Here is an 18077-nt window from a genome sequence, read left to right as displayed (position 1 = left end):
TCAAGGAAACCTCATGGAAACCTCCACACATGTCATGCTGGCCTATACCTGGTTCAGCCTCATCGGTCTCATGCTCGCGTTCTACGTCGTCACCGACGGCTTCGATCTCGGCGTCGGCATCCTCACGCTCCTGCGCCGAACGCGCTCCGATCATGACGCGATGGTCGCCTCGATCGGCCACGTGTGGGACGCCAACGAGACCTGGCTCGTCGTCGTGGGCGGCGCGCTCTTCGGCGCCTTCCCGCTCGCCTACGCGCTCCTCCTGCAAACGCTCTACGTGCCAGTGATGGTGTTGATCGCGGGCCTCATCATGCGGGGCGCGGCCATCGAGTTCCGCCACAGCGCAACGCGCGGCGCCTTCTGGGACCGCGTGTTCGGCTTCGGCAGTTTCGTTGCGGCCGGCGCGCAAGGCGTCATCCTCGGCAAGGTCATCACCGCGCTCGAACCGGGGCCCGTGAGCGCCCTCTTCGTCGGCTGCTCAGCGGTGGGCGTGATCGCGGGCTACTGTCTGCTGGGCGCAACCTGGCTCATCCGGAAGACCCAGGGCCCGCTCGAACAGTGGGCGCGCGGCGCGGCCCGCGTGACCGTCAAGGTATGCGTAGCGGCGGCGCTCGCGCTGAGCGCCGCGACATGGCTTTACAGCAGCGTGGGCCACGACCGCTGGTCGGAAGCGCCGGTCGTGCACACGCTTGGCGCGCTCGGCCTGCTCGCGGCGCTCGCCTTCGTCGCGATCCTGGCCGGCCTGCGGCGCGCGGCGTCGGCCCTGCCGTTTCGCGCCACCATCGCAATGTTCCTGATTTCGTTTCTGGGCCTTGCTATCAGCCTCTTTCCCGACTTCGTGCCGGGCAAGCTACGCATTCTCGACGCCGCTTCCGATAGCGCGACGCTCGCCTTCATGCTGATCGGCATCGGTTTCGTGTTTCCAGTCATGATTGGCTACAACCTCTACCAGTACTACATCTTCCGCGGCAAGGTCGCCATGCCGGCACATGCGGAAGAAAGTGCTTGAGATGCGGGCGTTCGCTCTGAACACACCATCGGCATAGGGACCAGCCAGTTGGCTGCGCAGATGAAAGAGGGGCGCTCCAGTGGAGCGCCCCTCTTTCACATTCGCTTCTTATCGCGCCGCTTCGTCGAGAACGATGCTATGGATCATGGCATCGGCGTTGAGCGCATGCGGACGCATCGGGCGCGGGCGATAGACATGCTCGCCGCGCCGGATCTCGCGCCCGCTCATCGCGCACACGCCCGAGCGGCGCGCGCGGGTGCGGTACCACTCCTGATCGTAATACGCGCAGCGCGCGGGATCGAGCCAGGCGAGCGTGATGCGCGTGGCCGTGGCGCGCTCCAGCACGCGGATCGTGAGGCCGGGCACGCGCTTATCGGCGCCGCGGTGTGAAGCGGGCTTGCGCGCCGCCGGAACGGGCGGGCTCGGACACGTCTCGCCCGACAACAACCCAAGCAGGCCAATCGTCATTTGCCACGGGTCGACAACTTGCGTTTGCGCTTCCATCGTTCGGACTCCTGTTATTGCCGCGTTCAACTTTGCTGTGAATTCTCGGGATCAGGCCGGAAGGGCTTGCGCTTCGATGCGGCCAAACCCATGCGTTACCTCGACACCAGGCAAGCACCCGGCAGGCGACGGGTCCATCGCCGTTACCCCTTTCGGTTCGTGCGCCTCTTCCGTGGGAAGATGCCCGAGCAGATACTGCGTGCTGTGCGTCATGAAGCGCACGAGGTCGCTATCGAAGCTCATCGTTGCTTTTCCTCCAGGAACAGGGCGTCTCGCCCACGAAACGCTTGAAGACGGTCGTGAAGTGCGCCTGCGAACGAAAGCCACAGGCGAGCGCGACGTCGAGCACGTTGTGCTGCGAACCGAGCAGCAGCGCCTGTGCGTGGTCGATGCGCCGGCGTAGCAGGTATTCATGCGGGCGCAGGCCGCAAGCCTCGCGGAACTGCGCCGCGAAATGCATGCGCGTAAGCCCCGCACTCTGCGCCATATCCGCGAGCCCGATAGGGTCGCCGAGATGCGCGTCGACATATTCCATCACGCGCCTCATGCGCCATTTCGGCAACTCGGCCGCGGCGCGCGCGCCGCGCGTGGCGCCCGCGTACTGGCGGCTGACAAGGCGCGAAACGATCGCGAGGCTCACGCTGTCCGTGAAGACCTTGCCAAGCGCGGCGTCGCTGCTCTGCGAAACGGCCAGCGCTTGGCTCAGGCGCTCGATCGCCGGGTCGCGCAGCAAGCGGCCGTCGCCGAGCACGAGGTCGCCGTTGTGCGCATGCTCGAACAGGTCCGCATAGCATTCGTCGAGCACCTTTTGCGTCACGTATAGATGCAGCACGTCGCACGGCAACGAGAAACACGCCCGCGCGGCGACGCCAGGCGCTCCTACGTGCGCGACGCCCGCCGACACGCGCCCACGAATCAGCGGACGCGCGCCGTAATCGAAATCGACCGCGGTGCACTTGAGATTAAGCGCCACGCAATGCATCGACGCATGCCCATCGCTCACGACGTCGAGCGGTTCGCTCGGCTTGCGCGACCAGCGCAGCACCCGCATCTCGGGCGATGTTTGCGGCTTGTCGCCCAGCACGCGCCATTCGGTTTCCGCGTCGATTGGCTGGCATGCCACTCGCGGCGGCACAAGACAGTCGGACAAATTGTTCATGAGATTCGCTCCTTTCCCGCCGCCGTCGTGTCGAAGTTTCGAACTGCAGCGCCGCAAAGATGAGTAATGTGATCAGGCTCCACGTTACCCAACGAATATCGAACCCACTAGTCGTACAATGGATTGCGCCTTTGGCATGAATGTTTGACTCACTCATACGGAGGTTTAAGCCGGTGGTCGCTGGAATATCCGATAGTACGAAGCGAATGCTAAGGCGCGACGCGCGCGACGTATTTCAGGCGGCCGTCGATTGACGCCACGCTGATTCACTCATACCTTGGTATGAGCCGCCGATAAAAATGCCGGGTAGAAAATCTCGTAAGCGACACGACACCCGGCCATTCGCGCAAGAGCGAAATTCGATTCCATTTTTCGCATGGCCTGGCCGCGATGAATCTTCACGGTGAATTCGCTCAGGTTTATTTCGGCGGCGATCTATTGATTGAGCATGTCGATCTGCTCGTGCAGTTGCGCGTTGTTCGCGAGATTGCGCAGCGAGACGATCGAGGTCGAGCCGGAAGACCAGGCCCCCTTCGGGCCGATATCGCATGGCGTCGGATCGAACCAGCGTAGCGTTCAAGTGGAGCGACTGAGTTTTTCCAGGCAGGCGAGGATCGCATCGCCGTTGACGGGTTTGTCGAGAAAACACAGCGCGCCATTGGCGAGCGCTTCCTTGCGCCGCGCCTCGGAACCGAATGCGCTGATAAAGATAACGGGCGGAGCCGACTTCAGTTCGTTCAACTTGCGCTGCATCTCGATGCCGCCCATCCCGGGCATCTGCACGTCGGAAATCACGCAGCTCACGTCGCCAAGGCGGCCGGAATCCAGAAACGCCTCTGCCGACGCGTACACACGCACATCGCAACCCAGCGACCTCATCAAGCTGCAAGTCGCGAGACGCACGTTTTCGTCATCGTCGACGATGGAAACTATCATGGGGGTTTGCAAGCGAATAGTCCTCGTCCAGTCCAGCGGCGGCGCCGCGTTCACGCAAGCGCCATATCCTGCGGCGCGTGCTGCGGGAGCATCGCGGGCAGTGGCGCATCGTGCAGCTCGTCGCTCAGGCGCGCGAAGGCGAAATCGATGAAACTTCGCACCCGCATCGGCATGGGCGCGCGCCGGGGATAGCAGAGCAGCACCTTGCGGCGCTCGCTCGCATAGTCGGGCAGCACGCTCACCAGACGCCCCGCGGCGAGATCCCCGCGCACGAGATACTGCGGAAGCTGCGCAATGCCCACACCCGCGCGCGCCGCATGCACGATGGCGGTCACCTCGTTGAATGTCGCGACCGCCTGGATCGGGCAACTGAGCGGCACGCCGCTCGCGGCGAACTCCCAGGCCTGCACACGCGAGGCGCGCGAGCCCCTTAGCCCGATGCAGCGATGCTGCGCCAGCTCATCGGGCGTGCGCGGCGCGCCGCGAGGGCGCAGATACGCGGGCGCGGCGCATTGCACGAGCTTGAGCGTGCCGAGCGGGCGCACGATCCAGCTACAGTCCGGCTCCACGCCCACGCGCACAGCCACGTCGATCTGTTCGTCGAGCGTGTCGTTGTGGCGTTCGTCGATCGACACATCGAATTCAATCTCGGGATGCAACTCGCTGAAGGCCGCGATAAGCGGCGAGAGCATGCTACCCGCAATCACCGGCGGCGCACCGATTCGAATCACGCCGCGCAGGGCCGCGTTCGAGCGGCACACGTCGCTCATGCCTGTTTCGATCAATTGAATCCCTTCGAGCAGCGGCGCGAAAAAAAGCGCGCCCTCCTCCGTGAAACTCACCTTGCGGGTGGACCGGTTGAACAGCCGAACCTTGAGCGCGCCCTCGAGGTCGGACACTGCGCGACTCACGGCGGGCGTGGACAAGCCCGACGCCCGTGCAGCCTGCGTGAAGCTACCCAGTTGCCCGACAGCAATAAAAACCTTGAGTGACTTGAACATGTCCATAGCGAAACTCTCCACCTGTGAATGGCGCCGCAGCGCATGCCGGGACTCGTAACCTGGCGACGAGGTGGATGATGGACAGCCCGGCGAGCCGAAGTGCGTGATTTTTGCCCGCGTTTTCAGATTTGAACGACGCCGTACAGCCAACCTAAACCAAGGTATGAAACGTCAATCGAAGGTCTGAAACGGACATACCACGGGCTGATGGTGCGGGCGCAAGCGCGTTGCTATCGTTCGCTTATCGTTCGAAGGCACGAACCCGGCGAATGACTGCCGAAGCCGTGCCCGGCGCTTAAGCGCAAACATTTTTGCCCTGTGCAATTTTTCCGCACGCGCAATCGACATCGACAAGGACACCCATGAACGTGACGCCCGCCGGCGCCACACCGCCGCGCCTGCGCGACGAATGGCTCGCGTATTGGAAAGACGACGCGCCGCGCTTCCTGCACATCGTCAAGGTGGGCGCAGCGGTCATGCTTGCGATGGCCCTGTGCATGCGCCTGCAATTGCGCTCGCCGGCCACGGCCATGCTTTCCTGTGTGATCGTGATGATGCACCAGCAAAGCGGCATCGTGATCGCACGCGGCTTCTACCGCGGCCTCGGCATGGTGGGCGGCAGCTTAGCGGGGCTCGTGCTGATCGCGTTGTTCGCCCAGCAGCCGTTGCCCTTCTTCCTCGCGCTCGCGGCGTGGATCGGACTGTGCGCGTTCGGCTCCGCGTACTTTCGCAATTTCCAATCGTATGGCCTCATGCTCACCGGCTTCGCCACGGCGATCACGGCCATGCCCGCGATATCGAATCCGTACGGCGTATTCGAGAACGTGGTCTATACGATCAGCGAGGTCGTGATCGGCGTGGTGTGCGCGAGCGTGGTGAGCTCGATCGTGTTGCCGCGTAACGTCGCGCCGGCGCTCGCTGCCGCCAGCCGCGTGAGCTTCACGCATCTGCTAGGCGCCCTGCGCACAACGCTAGAACGCGCGACGGCGATGCCGCAGACGCCTGCGCAAGCGGACGGGCTGCTGCGCCTAATCGGCGAGCGCGCGAACGTCGAACTGCTGCGCACCGGCGCGCTGTTCGAAGACCCTTCAATGCGGTTCCTACATGCCGTTTTTCTCGATCTCGACCGCAGCTTTCTCGATACCGTCACGTGGCTCTACGCGCTGCAACGCCTCAAGGCGCACGCGATCGTCAACGCGCATCCCCGCGCGCAAGCCGCTATCGCGGCGCTGACCGATGCGACGCTCGCGCTCGTGCCTGCGCAAGCTGCCGAGCGCGGCATCACGGACGACGCCGTGTCCGTCTTGCTGCCGCAACTCGACGCGTTCGAAGCGGCGCTGCCGGCACGACTCGCTGCGCAACTCCAAGCGCTCGCGGATCTACCGCCGGCACAACGCCGGGTGGTGGCAAGCACCGGCGCCGCGCTCCTTTTCATGACGGCCGATCTGCGCCTGCTCTGCCGCTGCCATCTCGAAGCGCACAACGCCGACCGCCTGCCGTGGACCGTCTCCGTGCTTCAGGCGATTAGCCGTATCGCGCACCAGCACGCGGTGGCGAACCGCACGGCCGCGCTGGTCGCGGGCGCTCGCGCGGCGCTCGCGGTCCTGCTGGTGGGCGCCATGTGGGTAGCCTCGGGCTGGGTTGGCGGCGCGACCGCGATCGTCGCAGTGGCCATCACCAGCACGCTGTTCGCGCTCGTGCCCGACCCGCCCACGGCCGCGTGGCAAATCTTCACGGGCTGTCTCGTGGGCTGGCTCACCGGCTTCGGCTTCAGCTTTTTCGCGTTGCCTCATCTCGGCACCTTCACGCAGCTCGCGGCGGCGACCGCGATCGTCGTGATGATCGGCAGCTACCTCAACACGTTCCCGAAGACGGCTGTGCTCGGGCTCGGCTTCAACATCTACTTCTGCTTCATCGTCGGCTTATCGAATCCGGCCGTTTATAACCCCAGGGCGTATCTCGACACGGGCTTCGCGCTGCTTTGCGGGATCGCCACCGCCGCCGTGGCGTTTTCCGTGCTCGCGCCGCGTGCCGGCGAATGGATTGCCCGCCGCTACCTTGCGGACGTACGCGCGCTCATTGCCAGCGACGCGCGCGACGGCGAACTAGACGACGATCTGCTCTACGCGTTCGAACAGAAAGTGCGCGACTGCATCATGCAAATAGCCTCCGCCCCCGCCGATCCGCGCGTCGATCGCGAGCCCATGATCGCGTGGGCGTTCGCCGCGCTCGAAGCGGGCCGCGCGATGATCCTGATGCGCCTCGAGACTCGGCAGCTTGGCGACGCGCTTCCCGCTGCGTGGGCCGGTCGTCTGCAAGCGTGGCTCCAGGCGCTGGCCGAATTGTTCGAAGCGCCCTCGCCCGAGCGCGCCCGGCATGCGCTCGCCGCCACGGACGAAGCGCTCGCGGCGCTGCCGCCAAGCGTCGATCTGGGCGAGCGTGCGGCGGGCGACACCCCGGCCGATCACGAAGCGCTCATTCGTTGCCGCATGCAGGCGCTGCTGCACTTCACGGAACTGGCGCTGCGCGACGATGCACTTGCGCTCTGGGCGCACACGGAGCGTTCCGCATGAAAACGCTAACCGTGCGGTGCTTTTTCGATTCGCGCACAATCGCATTCGCGGCGATGTTGTCGGCGGCGCTCCTGCTCGGCGCCTGCATCGACAGCGGTGGCATCCAGACGCATGCAACGATGGTCGATGCGAGCACGCTCGACCCCGGCGCCGCGTTACGCGAAACGCAAGCCGATGCGCAATGGCCGCAAGACGACTGGTGGCGGCAATGGGGCGACGAGCAACTCGATCGCGTCGTGGGCGACGCCACGGCGGGCAATCCCGATCTGCAAGCGCTCGCCGCGCGGGTGGACGCTGCACGCTTTCAGACGGAAATCGCCGGGGCTAGCGCGCTGCCGCAGGCGAACATGGATGGCGCGTTCAAGCGCCGTCGCTACGCGCGCTACACCACGCCCGCGCCGCCGGCCGGTACAACGGTGTGGAGCAACGACATCGGCGCGACGCTGTCTTACGACCTCGATCTCTGGGGCAAGCAGCGTGCAATCCGCACGGGCGCGCTCGACAATCTGCACGCCGCGGCCGCCGATGCGCGCTTTGCGGAGGTCGAACTGCAAACCAGCGTCGTGCGCGCCTATGTGCGGCTTTCGCTCGACTACGCGCTCGTCGACGTGTATCGCGCGGTTCACGACGAGGAGCTGCGCACCTTCGAGATCGCGACGCAGCGTTGGCGCGCGGGCATCGGCAGCCGCCTCGAAGCGACTCAGGCGCAAACGCAACGCTCGATGAGCGCGACGCGCCTGCAACGCGCGCAGCAGCAGATCGCCCTGGATCGTCTCGCGATTGCCGCGCTGTGCGGCAAAGGCCCCGGTTATGGCGACGCGCTGGCGCGGCCGAAGCTCGCGCTGAGCGCGCCGCTCGCGCTGCCGACGACCTTGCCGGCGGAACTGGTCGGTCATCGCGCGGACGTCGTGGCGGCGCGCTGGCGCGTGCTCGAAGCGGACAAGCGCATCGACGCCGCGCACGCCGGCTTCTATCCCGACATCAATCTGCTTGCGACGGCTTCGCTCGGTTCGGCGGCCACCTTCGGCGGCTTCTTCAACTTCGTCAATAGCGACGGCATCGGGCATGGCGTCGGCGCGGCGATTTCCCTACCGATTTTCGACGGCGAACGTCGGCGCGGCCAGTACGGCGTGGCGGTCTCGTCGCGCGACGCCGCCGTGGACGTCTACAACCGCACGGTCGTGAACGCGATGCGCGACGTGGCCGCGCAGGCGGTGTCGCTGCGCGCGTTGGAGGATCAGCAGGCCTCGACGCAGGCCACGCTCGACGCCGCGCGCACGGCATACCGCCTGGCCGACGCGGGCTACCGCAGCGGCATCAGCGAGTTTCTCAACGTGCTGGCGGCGCAGAACACGCAGTTGCAGCAGGAGCAGAGCCTCGCGCAAGTGCAGGCGCAGCGGCTCGACGCGTGGGCGTTGCTGATGCGCGCGCTGGGCGGCGGCTATGACGCCGCGCGCCCCGTGAATTCGGGATCCGCCAATCAAGGAGCGCGCTATGCCCCGCGAGATTGAGTGGTTTTCGCTGCTCGTGCCGGGCTTGCTGCCCATTCTCGCGGCCTGCGCGCTGTCGTTCCTCGCGGTCGATCTCGCACTCGCGCGGCTCGGCCTGTATCGCTTCGTTTGGCATCCTGGCCTCTTTCGCGTCGCGCTGTTCGCGGCGCTGTTCAGCGGCGCGTCACTGCTGTTGCGTCAGTGACCGCGCCCACACTGTGTAACGGACGATGAATACCCGAACCCTCTTGCGCGCGGCCACCACGCTCGTGCTGCTCGCCGTGTCCATCGCGCTCGTGCGGGCGCTCTGGCTCGACTATATGTTCTCGCCTTGGACGCGCGACGCTCGTGTGCGCGCCAAGGTCGTGCAGATCGCGACCGACGTGTCCGGCCTCGTGAGCGAGGTGCGCGTGCACGACAACCAGTACGTGCACAAGGGCGACGTGCTGTTCGTGCTCGACCCGGCGCGCTTCCGGTACGCCATCGAGCAGGCTGATGCCGACCTCCAGCGCGCACAGGCGCAACTCGCCGAAACGAAGGCGCGCATGGCGGCGGCCCAGGCCGAGTACGGCATGAAGCGCGCCCAGGCCGCGCGCCGCGCGAGTCTCGCAGGCGACGCGATTTCCGACGAAAACCGCGCTGACGCCGATTCGCTCGCCCTGCAATCCCAGGCGTCCTATGAAGGTGCGGCGGCGGCGTACGCTTCGGCGCAGGCCCAGGTGAAGGCGGCTCAGGTCGCGCAGCGCACGGCCGTGCTCAATCTCGCGCGCAGCGAGGCACACGCGCCCGCCGACGGCTATATCGCCAACCTCGACCTGTATCGGGGCGACTTCGCGAGCGCGGGCGTCGCGCGCATGGCGCTGATCGACGCGCATTCCTTCTGGGTGTACGGCTACTTCGAGGAAACGAAGCTGCCCTCGGTGCGGGTCGGCGACCCCGCGCAGGTGCGTCTGCTCTCGGGCGGCACGCCAATCGATGGACACGTGGAGAGCCTCGCCAGCGGCATTGCCGATCGCGACAACCCGACGAACCGCGGCGACCTGCTCGCCGACGTCAATCCGATCTTTACATGGGTACGCCTCGCACAGCGCGTGCCTGTGCGGATTCACCTCGACCGCGTGCCCGAGGGCGTCAAGCTCGTGATGGGCATGACCTGTACCGTGACGCTCACGCCGTCGGCGCGGCGCTAACGGCTCATGCGGCTCATGCGGCGCTTGCCGAAGCGCCATCGTGCGAATCCGAAAAGCGGGCCGCCGCCCGCAAACATGGGCTTTCCGGCGTCCGCACACTGCGCCTGAAACCGCGTTGTCACTGCGTTTTTACACCGTGGGTTTGCGTTCAGCACGCGGGCGATTTTCCCCAACACTACGCTAACCATTGAGCCGCCTCGCTCAATCGTTACGACAACGCTCGTATTCCCTAAAAATCCTTAAGTCTTATGAACGCAGGCGGCAAACGCTGGATATGCCGAAATCCGTCCTGCATACTGCGGCCTACGCGCGAGGAATATGCCATTTCGGTATTCCTTGATTACTTCTCCACGAGGTTCTTGCGACGGCTTATCCGCGGCTGGCGAACGCCAAGCCAACACGCTGCCCATTCAATGACCACGCATGCAAAGCCCTCCAGCTCGGTTGCCGCACAGATTGAGACTGGCGCGGCGGCAGACGCCGCTTTCCCTGGCGCGCCATTCGACATCGCCTGGTTCGAGCGCTGCGATAAGCGCGAGCTCGACCATACCGACGGCATCACGACCTGCCTGCTCCACGATCCTAGTGATGGCGAGTATTGGCTCGCGCGCCATACGCTGAACACGTCGGCAATCGGCGTCGAGCGCCTGAAGCGCGAACTTGCCGTAAGCGCGCGAATTTGCCTGCCCTGGGGCCTACCGCCTGTGGCGACCATCTGGGGCGGCGAGCGCTTCATCATCGTGTATGAGGCGTGCGCGAGCAGCACGCTCGCCTCCTCGCTGGACCCTCGGCAACTCAGCCTCGAAGCGTTTCTCGACCTGGCCGCGAGCGCCGCGCGCGCACTAGGCGAGGCGCATTCGGCGGGCCTTTGCCACGGGGACCTGAAACGCTCCTGCATCGTGCTCGCCAAAGCCCCGCTCTGCATCGAAGCAGACACTCAAACCCGCGCAATCAGCTTGATCGGCTTCGATCCCGCGCCGCCTAAGGCGTATCGGGACCGCTTGAGCGCGCAGTCGTATCTGGCTCCGGAAGTCGCGCTAGGTGACGCCCCTGCCGATCACAAAAGCGCGGACCTCTACGCGCTGGGCGTGGCGCTCTACACCCTACTGACCGGCGAACTGCCCATCGACGCGCAAAGCGCGGCGGGTTGGTATCACGCGCGCCTGGCAATCGTACCCCTTCATCCGCGCCGCCGCCGCGCGGACGTGCCCGCGCCCCTCGCCGAAGTCCTGCTCAGGCTGCTCGCGAAGGACCCGAACGAACGCTACGCTACGGCCGCCGCCGCATCTGGGGACCTACAACGTATCCGCGACTCGCTTGGCGCGCCTGGCGGCGAAGCCCGTTTTACCGCGGATGCCGGGGCATCGGCTCATCTCCTTAGTCGTTCGAACCGGTTGTTTGGCCGGGCAACAGAGAAAGCCTTGCTCGACGATGCCCTCGCGCGCGCGGCCGCGACCGGCAAGACCGAAATCGTGTTGATCTCCGGCAGCGGCGGCTGCGGAAAGTCCGCGCTCGTCGAATCGCTTTTCAACGACGTGCAGCGCCTGGGCTCTCGATTCGCATCCGGCAAGGCCGATAAGCTTCATACCACGATTCCTTACGCGCCGGTCGTTCAGATCGTGCGAGCATTGACGCTTGCGCTGCTCGGCGAGGCGAACAACCTGCTCGCGTCCGCTCGCGAGCGCTGGACTCGACGCCTAGAAGGGCAAGGGCGAGCGATTGCCGAACTCGTACCGGAAGTCGAACACATTATCGGCCCCGGCGCGCCGCTTGCCGACGTCGCCGCGCCGCTCGCCCAGGCGCGCCTCGTGCGCGCGCTGCTGCACACGTTCGCGGCGCTCGCGCAGCCAGGCGCGCCGCTCGTCATTTTCTTCGACGACGTTCAGTGGGCCGACCCCGCGAGCCTCGCGTTCCTGAGGGCGTTCTCTTCGGAACCGCCCTCGAACGTGTTGCTCCTTTGCGCGCATCGCGAATTCTCCGTCGAGCGGCCTGGCCTACTCCAGTGGCAGCGCGAGCTCGACGCATGCAAGACGATGCGCGTGACGCAAATACGTCTCCAAGCGCTGTCCGTTCGCGACCTCGCCGGTCTGATCGGTTCGACGCTCAACGAAGCGACCGAGCGCGTCGAGCCTCTGGCGCGCGCCGTTCATGCGAAAACGGCCGGCAATCCGTTCTTCTCGCGCCAACTCCTGCGTATGTTGATCGACGACGAAGTGCTGAGCTACAGCGTCAAAGCCGCGGCCTGGACGTGGGACGAATCGAGCATCGCGCAGCGCCTTTACTCCGACAACGTGATCGATCTGCTGATTCGCAGCTTCGATCGATTTCCTCCGGAAAGCGCGAAACTGGTCGAGTGGCTCGCCTGTGTCGGGATGCGATGTGATGTGGCATTGCTTGCGCAAATAGGCGGCATGGCGCCGCGCGAAGTTCATGAGCGTCTGCGTCCATTCGTCGACGCGAATCTGCTCGCGGCTCAACCCGAGGCTTATGCGTTTTTGCACGATCGTGTGCTTGAATCCGCTTACGCGCGCATCGACCCGCAAACGAAGCCGCTTTATCACGCGCGTATCGCCTCCGTGATGATCGACTACTGGCACGCGCGTGTTCATGAGTATGCGTTCGATATTGCCAGTCAGATCGAACGCGCACCGAAAGAGGCGCTCGATCCCGACACACGGGTTGCGTATGTGCGCGTATTGATTCTGGCGGGCAAGCGCGCCCGCAACGCCGCGGCGCTGGATCAGGCGACGGAATATGCCAACGCAGCCCTCGGCATGGTCGATGATGAGTGGTGGTCGAACCACTACGGCCTGACTTATGGGGCGCAACTGTTGCATTGCGAGTGCTTGCTGGCGCAGGCGAGGCTCGCGGACGCGCAACAAGGCATTGACGCGCTGCTCGCCCACCCGCTCGCGATTCTCGACCGGGCCGACGTGCATCGCCTCAAGGCCGTCTTGCAGACCGTGCAATCCGATTACGAAGGCGCTTTATCCACCGCGCTGGCCGGGCTTTCGCTGCTAGGCGTGCATCTGCATCGCTCGCCTACCGCCGAGCAGATGCGCGCCGCGTGCGAGTCCGTGCAGATCGCGCTGCGGGGCCGCGCGATCGCGAGCGTGCGCCATCTGCCACCCTGCGAGGACCCGCGAATTCAGACCGTCATGGGGCTGCTCGCCACGCTCACTTCCTCGTTCTTCGTGACCGACGGAGTCGGCATCCTGCATCTTGCCAAGATGGTCGAACTCACGCTCGAGCATGGCGTGACGCCCGAATCGCCGTATGGCCTTGCGTGGTTCGGTGTTCTGTTCGCGGGCATGTACGAAGCCGCCGACAAAGGGCTCGCCTATGGACAGGCGGCGCTAGCGCTGGTCGACCAGCACGGTTTCGAAGCGCAGCGGGTGGCCACGCTCGTTGCCCTCGATCAGGTGAGCGTATGGACACGCCCGCTCTCTTTCGCGCTCGAGCACGCACGGCAAGCGCGCGTGCTGGGGCGCGCCTCGGGCGATATCGGCATGGCCTGTTATGCATGCAATCACATTGTTTCCGACCTGATTGCGATGGGCGAAAATTTGTCGCTCGTCGACGAAGAGGTCGAACGGGGACTCGAACTCACAGCGATCGTCCAGTACCGCGATATCGAAGCGGTCCTGCTGGCGCAGCGCGATTTTGTTCACCAGTTGCAGCGAGCAAAGGACAGCACGGATCGACCCGAGCACACCGGCGCGGCGGTCTCGCAAATCGCCCGCTTTTTCCAGTACTTTTACGACGGCCTCGCAAAGCTATTTGCCGGAGAGTATTCCGCCGCGCGCATTCGCCTCGACAATGCGCGCGCGCTGGCCTGGACCGTGCCGGCGCATATCAACGTGGCCGATTGCTGCTGGTGCGGCGCGATTGCAATATCACGTGGCGAATACAGCTCGCACGACAGCGTGCTTTTCGAGCTTCGCACGCAGCGCGGCCAATTCGCGCGCTGGGCCCATCGAAACGGTGCGACGTTTCGCAACAAGCTTCTCCTGATCGACGCCGAAATCGCGCGGCTTGAGGGCGATGCCTTCGGCGCGCTGGTGGCTTACGAGCAGTCCGCGCAAGCCGCTGAGGCTGCGGGATTTGTCCACGAGCAGGCACTTGCGCACGAATTCGCAGGCGAGCTTTGCATGACGCACGCTCTGGAGTCCTCGGCGCGCCATCATTTGCGTCAGGCAGCAATCTGCTATCGCCGTTGGGGCGCGGCGCTTCCGGAGGAGCGTATTCACGAACGCCACCCGCAACTGGCGTCCTTGGCGAGCGACGAAGCGAGCCCGCGCAACGCAGCACGGCAGCAGCCCTTTGTCGATCTCGGCGTCGAAGCCGCGAAGGCAATCTCGGGCGAAGCCGTGACCGATCGGCTGGTCGAGAGGTTGCTCACGGGCATCACCGTGTACGCCGGAGCGCAATACGGCCTGTTGCTGCTCATGCACGACGACGGGCCGAAAATCGAAGCGTTGGCGCGCGTGGAATCGAATCACGTTGTCGCCACGTCCAGCGGCGTTGCACCCGACGACGACGCGTTGCCGTTGGCCGTGCTCAATAACGTCGTGCGCACGCACAAGACGCTGGTATTCGCGGAAGCGAGCGTCGAATCGCCGTCGCTGCGCGCACGAAGTTCCACCGGGCGCACGCAACGCTCGGTGCTTTGCATGCCGCTCTTGCGCGGCGGCTCGCTCGTGGGCGTCATCTATCTGGAGAACAACCTCGCGCCTGGCGTCTTTGACCAGAACCGCGTCGCGGACCTCGAAGTGCTCGCGCCGCAAGTGGCGGTTTCGCTCGAAACCGCGCGTCTCTATGAAAGGCTTGTCGAGGAAAGCAAGCACCGTCTGAGCGCGGAAGTCAGCCTGCGTTCCGCCCGCGACGAACTCGCGCGCACCTCGCATCTCACGGTGATGGGCAACGTGGCGGCCTCCATCGCCCACGAGGTGAATCAACCGCTCGCCGCGATCACCACTTCGGTCGACGCCAGCCAGCGCTGGTTGCAGCGCGCCACGCCCAATCTCGAGGAGGTCGCGGCAGGTCTCGAGCACATCAAGCGAACGAGCCTGCGGGCGGTCGAGATCATTCGTGCCTTGCGCGCGCTCGCCAAGCAGGCGCCCGCGATTCTCGCGCCGCTACGTATGGACGACGTCGTGCGCGACGTGCTGGACCTGCTCCAGCCGGAAGCGGTGGCGCAGCAAATCAGCGTCGCCACCCAACTGGAGACAGGCGACGCAATCGTTCACGCGGATCGCATCCAGCTACAACAAGTGGTGCTCAATTTGTTTACCAATGCCGTGGAGGCGATGAGCGAAACGGCGCCCGAAACGCGCACGCTTGCGATTGCCACGCGGCTCGACCAAGGCAAGCTCGTCATGTCCGTACGCGATCGGGGCACAGGAATTCCCACCGATGTCCTCGAGAGGATATTCGATCCGCTCTATACGACCAAATCGTCGGGCATGGGGATGGGGCTTGCGATCTGTCGCTCCATCGTAGAGAGCCACCACGGCACGCTCGATGCCTTTAACGTGCAGGACGGCGCCGAGTTCGTCATGACGCTGCCCGTCAACGGCGCGTGACACACGCGCGCGAAGTTGCGCGCCATGCAATCTGGTGTTGCGCGGTCATGGCATTCTGTTCCCCCGTTTTCCCGTATAGCCTGCATAGGACGCATTTTTGTCCGGAGCACGCTTCGTGGAACACACACAACTCGTACCTGCATACGACTTCATTTGCCCCTTGGGCTGGATCGGCCATCGCAACCTGAAGGCCGGCGCACTCGGCATCCGCTCGGTGCCGACGATACTCGTGGACAGATTCATCGTGAACGGCGCGCAACCGCCGATCGTCTTCGCCAAGGCGCTTCAAGGGAGATTCGCATGAGCCGTGATACTCAACCGCACGCCGTCGTGGTAGGCGGATCGCTGGGCGGGCTCGTTACCGCGGCGGCGCTGCGCGCGGCGAACTGGGACGTGACCGTGTACGAAGCCTCGGCGCACGAGTTGGAAAGCCGCGGCGGCGGCGTCGTATTGCAGCCCGATGTGACCCGCGCATTCGAATTCGCGGACGTCGCCGTACCGCATCCGCCGGGCGTGCTCTCGGGCGACCGGATCTACCTTGATGAGTCGGACCGCATCGTCAGCCGCTTCTACATGCCGCAAATGCAAACTTCGTGGAGCCTGCTCTACAAGGCGCTCAAGCGCGCGCAGCCGGAAGGAGGCTTGCACGCGGGCGAGCGCTTTACCCGCTTCGAGGACGATGGCGAGCGCGTTACCGCGCACTTCGAAAGCGGCCACCGGCACACCGCCGACCTGCTGATCGGCGCGGATGGCGTTCGCTCGACGCTGCGAACGCTGCTCGAACCCGACACGAAACCACGCTATGCCGGCTATGTCGCGTGGCGCGGACTGATCGAGGAACCGGACCTGGCCGCCTTCGCCGCCGACACGCTGCGCGATCGCTTCGCGTTCTCGGACGGCGTGGGACATTCCGCGCTCGCCTACATAGTGCCGGGCGAGGACGACTCCACCGAGCCCGGCCGCCGCCGCTGGAACTGGGTTTGGTACCGCCGCTACGACACCGATGAACTGCAAGGCCTGCTCGTGGATCGCAACGGCGTGCCACGGCCATTCTCGCTTCCGCCTGGGACTGCCAAACAAGTGGACATCGACCGCCTGAAGGAGGAAGCGCAAACGCTCCTTGGGCCGACGTTCCGCGCGCTCGTGCATGCCACCGACATTCCGTTCATGCAGCCCATTGTCGACGTGCAGACGCGCTCGATGCGCTACGGCCGGGTGCTGCTCACCGGCGACGCCGCTTCGGTTCCGCGTCCCCACACCGCTGGCAGCACGGCCAAGGCGGCCGCCAACGCTTACGCCCTGGCGCGCGAACTGGAGGCGGCACAGCTGCCGCAGCACACAGGCGAAAGCGCGCTCGACCGGGCGCTCTCGCGCTGGAACGCGGAGCAGATGCGCGTGGGCCGCACCATGACGACGCGAGGCATCATGCTCGGCAACCAGTTGATGCGCATTCCCGCGCACAGCGTCTGAACGTCCGGATAGGTGACGCACATGAAAATTGCCATTGTCGGCGGCTCGATTGCGGGTTTGGCGGCCGCGCTGACGCTGCGTTGCGTCGGCCACGACGTAACGATATTCGAGCGCACGGCCGCCGCCATGCGCGGCCACGGTGGCGGCGTCGCGGTCCTGCGCCAGATGATGCACTTTCTGGAACAGCACGGTCATGCCGCGCGCAAAACGCTTGCCGTGCCGATCGAGTGGCGGCGATGGCTGGCTTCGGATGGCTCTCTCATCGAAGAAGGCCGCGAAATCGTGCCTTTTTCGTCGTGGGACGCGGTCTATCGCTCGTTGAGCGAGATGCTGCCGTCCGATGTCGTTCGATATGGCGAGGCAGTCACGAACGTGCGAAACCTGCAAGGCAGCGTGGAAATCGAAATCGACGGACGTGAAACGGTCACCGCAGATCTGCTGATTGCGGCGGACGGCGCAGGCTCCGGCATACGCGCCATGCTTTTTCCTGATTATCGATCGTCGTATGCGGGATACCTCGCTTGGCGCGGTGTGGTTGAAGAAGCACGGCTTTCGGCACATCTGGTCGCCGAACTGGATAACAGCATCACGCTCCTGCGCGAACGGGATGCGTTGTTCATGACGTTTCCAATTCCCGCACTGGATGGGGCGATCAAACCCGGCGAGCGGCGATTCAACTGGCTCTGGTATCGAAACGAACCCGACGCGGCGGCGCTGAGCCGCTATCTAACCGATCGCGAAGGACATCGTCACCATGCCTCCGTGAGCCCCGGCGAGCTTTCGGCCGAAGCAACGGCGTACCTGCACGATTGCGCGCGCGAAAAGCTGCCGCCTGTCTTTCAGCAATTGATGACGCACACACAGGCACCATTCGTTCAGGCGATTTTCGACGCATTGAGTCCGTCGTTTGCCGTGGGACGCGTCGCGCTGGTGGGCGACGCCGCGTGCACGGTTCGCCCGCACACGGCCTCCGGCACCTCCAAGGCGGCCGCCGACGCGATCGCACTGGCACAAGCCTTGAGCGATCTGAACCCGGCAGTCGATATCGAAGCCGCGCTGGCAACCTGGGCAACGGCGAGGCGCGCGGAACTCGGCCCGCTCATCGCACGAGGCAAGCAACTGGCGCAGTCTTTCGGGCTGGGCGCAATCACGCAATAGCG

General features: G+C 65.0%; 15 protein-coding genes. 9 read left to right on the top strand and 6 right to left on the bottom strand.

What is annotated here, in order from left to right; all coding sequences use genetic code 11:
- Positions 1-13 precede the first annotated feature (13 nt).
- Positions 14-1009, top strand: a complete 996-nt coding sequence (locus AB1286_RS26160) for a cytochrome d ubiquinol oxidase subunit II (RefSeq protein WP_430366133.1) — start codon at positions 14-16, stop codon at positions 1007-1009.
- Positions 1010-1117: 108 nt separating this feature from the next.
- Here AB1286_RS26160 and AB1286_RS26155 read toward each other — a convergent pair whose 3' ends face one another.
- The 6 genes from AB1286_RS26155 to AB1286_RS26130 form a co-directional block, all read right to left on the bottom strand.
- Positions 1118-1513 (bottom strand): DUF3331 domain-containing protein, encoded by a 396-nt coding sequence (locus tag AB1286_RS26155; RefSeq protein ID WP_430366132.1) that lies wholly within the window; start codon positions 1511-1513, stop codon positions 1118-1120.
- A 51-nt stretch (positions 1514-1564) separates the two neighbouring features.
- A complete protein-coding gene (locus tag AB1286_RS26150) occupies positions 1565-1756 on the bottom strand; it encodes a hypothetical protein (RefSeq protein WP_430366131.1) in 192 nt (63 codons plus the stop codon).
- Complete coding sequence (locus tag AB1286_RS26145; protein WP_430366130.1) at positions 1743-2672, bottom strand: helix-turn-helix domain-containing protein; 930 nt, start codon at positions 2670-2672, stop codon at positions 1743-1745. The genes AB1286_RS26150 and AB1286_RS26145 overlap by 14 nt, the downstream gene beginning before the upstream one ends.
- Positions 2673-2942: 270 nt before the next feature.
- Entirely contained in the window at positions 2943-3107 is a 165-nt protein-coding gene (locus AB1286_RS26140; RefSeq protein WP_430367321.1) for a LuxR C-terminal-related transcriptional regulator, read from the bottom strand.
- A gap of 141 nt (positions 3108-3248) precedes the next feature.
- Positions 3249-3608 carry a response regulator transcription factor gene (locus tag AB1286_RS26135; protein ID WP_430367320.1) on the bottom strand — a complete coding sequence of 120 codons (360 nt, stop codon included), beginning with the start codon at positions 3606-3608 and terminating at the stop codon, positions 3249-3251.
- A gap of 50 nt (positions 3609-3658) precedes the next feature.
- Complete coding sequence (locus tag AB1286_RS26130; protein WP_430366129.1) at positions 3659-4615, bottom strand: LysR family transcriptional regulator; 957 nt, start codon at positions 4613-4615, stop codon at positions 3659-3661.
- 356 nt (positions 4616-4971) lie between these two features.
- Here AB1286_RS26130 and AB1286_RS26125 point away from each other — a divergent pair, with 356 nt between their 5' ends.
- The 8 genes from AB1286_RS26125 to AB1286_RS26090 all read left to right on the top strand — a co-directional run bounded on the left by AB1286_RS26125 (position 4972) and on the right by AB1286_RS26090 (position 18075).
- Positions 4972-7182 carry an FUSC family protein gene (locus AB1286_RS26125; protein WP_430366128.1) on the top strand — a complete coding sequence of 737 codons (2211 nt, stop codon included), beginning with the start codon at positions 4972-4974 and terminating at the stop codon, positions 7180-7182.
- The gene (locus AB1286_RS26120; protein WP_430366127.1) at positions 7179-8693 is read left to right on the top strand and encodes an efflux transporter outer membrane subunit; all 1515 of its coding nucleotides are present in this window, start codon (positions 7179-7181) and stop codon (positions 8691-8693) included. Before AB1286_RS26125 ends, AB1286_RS26120 begins: the two co-directional genes overlap by 4 nt.
- Positions 8677-8877 (top strand): DUF1656 domain-containing protein, encoded by a 201-nt coding sequence (locus tag AB1286_RS26115; protein ID WP_430366126.1) that lies wholly within the window; start codon positions 8677-8679, stop codon positions 8875-8877. Before AB1286_RS26120 ends, AB1286_RS26115 begins: the two co-directional genes overlap by 17 nt.
- 25 nt (positions 8878-8902) lie before the next feature.
- Positions 8903-9862 carry a biotin/lipoyl-binding protein gene (locus AB1286_RS26110; RefSeq protein ID WP_430366125.1) on the top strand — a complete coding sequence of 320 codons (960 nt, stop codon included), beginning with the start codon at positions 8903-8905 and terminating at the stop codon, positions 9860-9862.
- A 413-nt stretch (positions 9863-10275) separates the two neighbouring features.
- Positions 10276-15447, top strand: coding sequence for a trifunctional serine/threonine-protein kinase/ATP-binding protein/sensor histidine kinase (locus tag AB1286_RS26105; RefSeq protein WP_430366124.1), 5172 nt, complete (start codon positions 10276-10278; stop codon positions 15445-15447).
- A gap of 115 nt (positions 15448-15562) precedes the next feature.
- Positions 15563-15751 (top strand): hypothetical protein, encoded by a 189-nt coding sequence (locus AB1286_RS26100; RefSeq protein ID WP_430366123.1) that lies wholly within the window; start codon positions 15563-15565, stop codon positions 15749-15751.
- On the top strand, positions 15748-16917 hold the full coding sequence (locus AB1286_RS26095; protein WP_430366122.1) for an FAD binding domain-containing protein: 1170 nt from the start codon (positions 15748-15750) through the stop codon (positions 16915-16917). Before AB1286_RS26100 ends, AB1286_RS26095 begins: the two co-directional genes overlap by 4 nt.
- Before the next feature lie 21 nt (positions 16918-16938).
- A complete protein-coding gene (locus AB1286_RS26090) occupies positions 16939-18075 on the top strand; it encodes an FAD-dependent monooxygenase (protein WP_430366121.1) in 1137 nt (378 codons plus the stop codon).
- Positions 18076-18077 lie beyond the last annotated feature (2 nt).

It is taken from the genome of Trinickia sp. NRRL B-1857, assembly GCF_050470685.1.
Classification (GTDB): Bacteria; Pseudomonadota; Gammaproteobacteria; order Burkholderiales; family Burkholderiaceae; genus Trinickia.
Note: the sequence above shows the minus strand (reverse complement) of the source record. Positions and strands in the feature narration are given on the sequence as shown.

Coding starts and splice junctions, on each gene's coding strand:
- AB1286_RS26135 (WP_430367320.1), bottom strand. CDS start 3,608: ATGATAGTTTCCATCGTCGACGATGACGAAAACGTGCGTCTCGCGACT.
- AB1286_RS26150 (WP_430366131.1), bottom strand. CDS start 1,756: ATGAGCTTCGATAGCGACCTCGTGCGCTTCATGACGCACAGCACGCAG.
- AB1286_RS26120 (WP_430366127.1), top strand. CDS start 7,179: ATGAAAACGCTAACCGTGCGGTGCTTTTTCGATTCGCGCACAATCGCA.
- AB1286_RS26155 (WP_430366132.1), bottom strand. CDS start 1,513: ATGGAAGCGCAAACGCAAGTTGTCGACCCGTGGCAAATGACGATTGGC.
- AB1286_RS26110 (WP_430366125.1), top strand. CDS start 8,903: ATGAATACCCGAACCCTCTTGCGCGCGGCCACCACGCTCGTGCTGCTC.
- AB1286_RS26115 (WP_430366126.1), top strand. CDS start 8,677: ATGCCCCGCGAGATTGAGTGGTTTTCGCTGCTCGTGCCGGGCTTGCTG.
- AB1286_RS26130 (WP_430366129.1), bottom strand. CDS start 4,615: ATGGACATGTTCAAGTCACTCAAGGTTTTTATTGCTGTCGGGCAACTG.
- AB1286_RS26125 (WP_430366128.1), top strand. CDS start 4,972: ATGAACGTGACGCCCGCCGGCGCCACACCGCCGCGCCTGCGCGACGAA.
- AB1286_RS26095 (WP_430366122.1), top strand. CDS start 15,748: ATGAGCCGTGATACTCAACCGCACGCCGTCGTGGTAGGCGGATCGCTG.
- AB1286_RS26145 (WP_430366130.1), bottom strand. CDS start 2,672: ATGAACAATTTGTCCGACTGTCTTGTGCCGCCGCGAGTGGCATGCCAG.
- AB1286_RS26160 (WP_430366133.1), top strand. CDS start 14: ATGGAAACCTCCACACATGTCATGCTGGCCTATACCTGGTTCAGCCTC.
- AB1286_RS26105 (WP_430366124.1), top strand. CDS start 10,276: ATGACCACGCATGCAAAGCCCTCCAGCTCGGTTGCCGCACAGATTGAG.
- AB1286_RS26090 (WP_430366121.1), top strand. CDS start 16,939: ATGAAAATTGCCATTGTCGGCGGCTCGATTGCGGGTTTGGCGGCCGCG.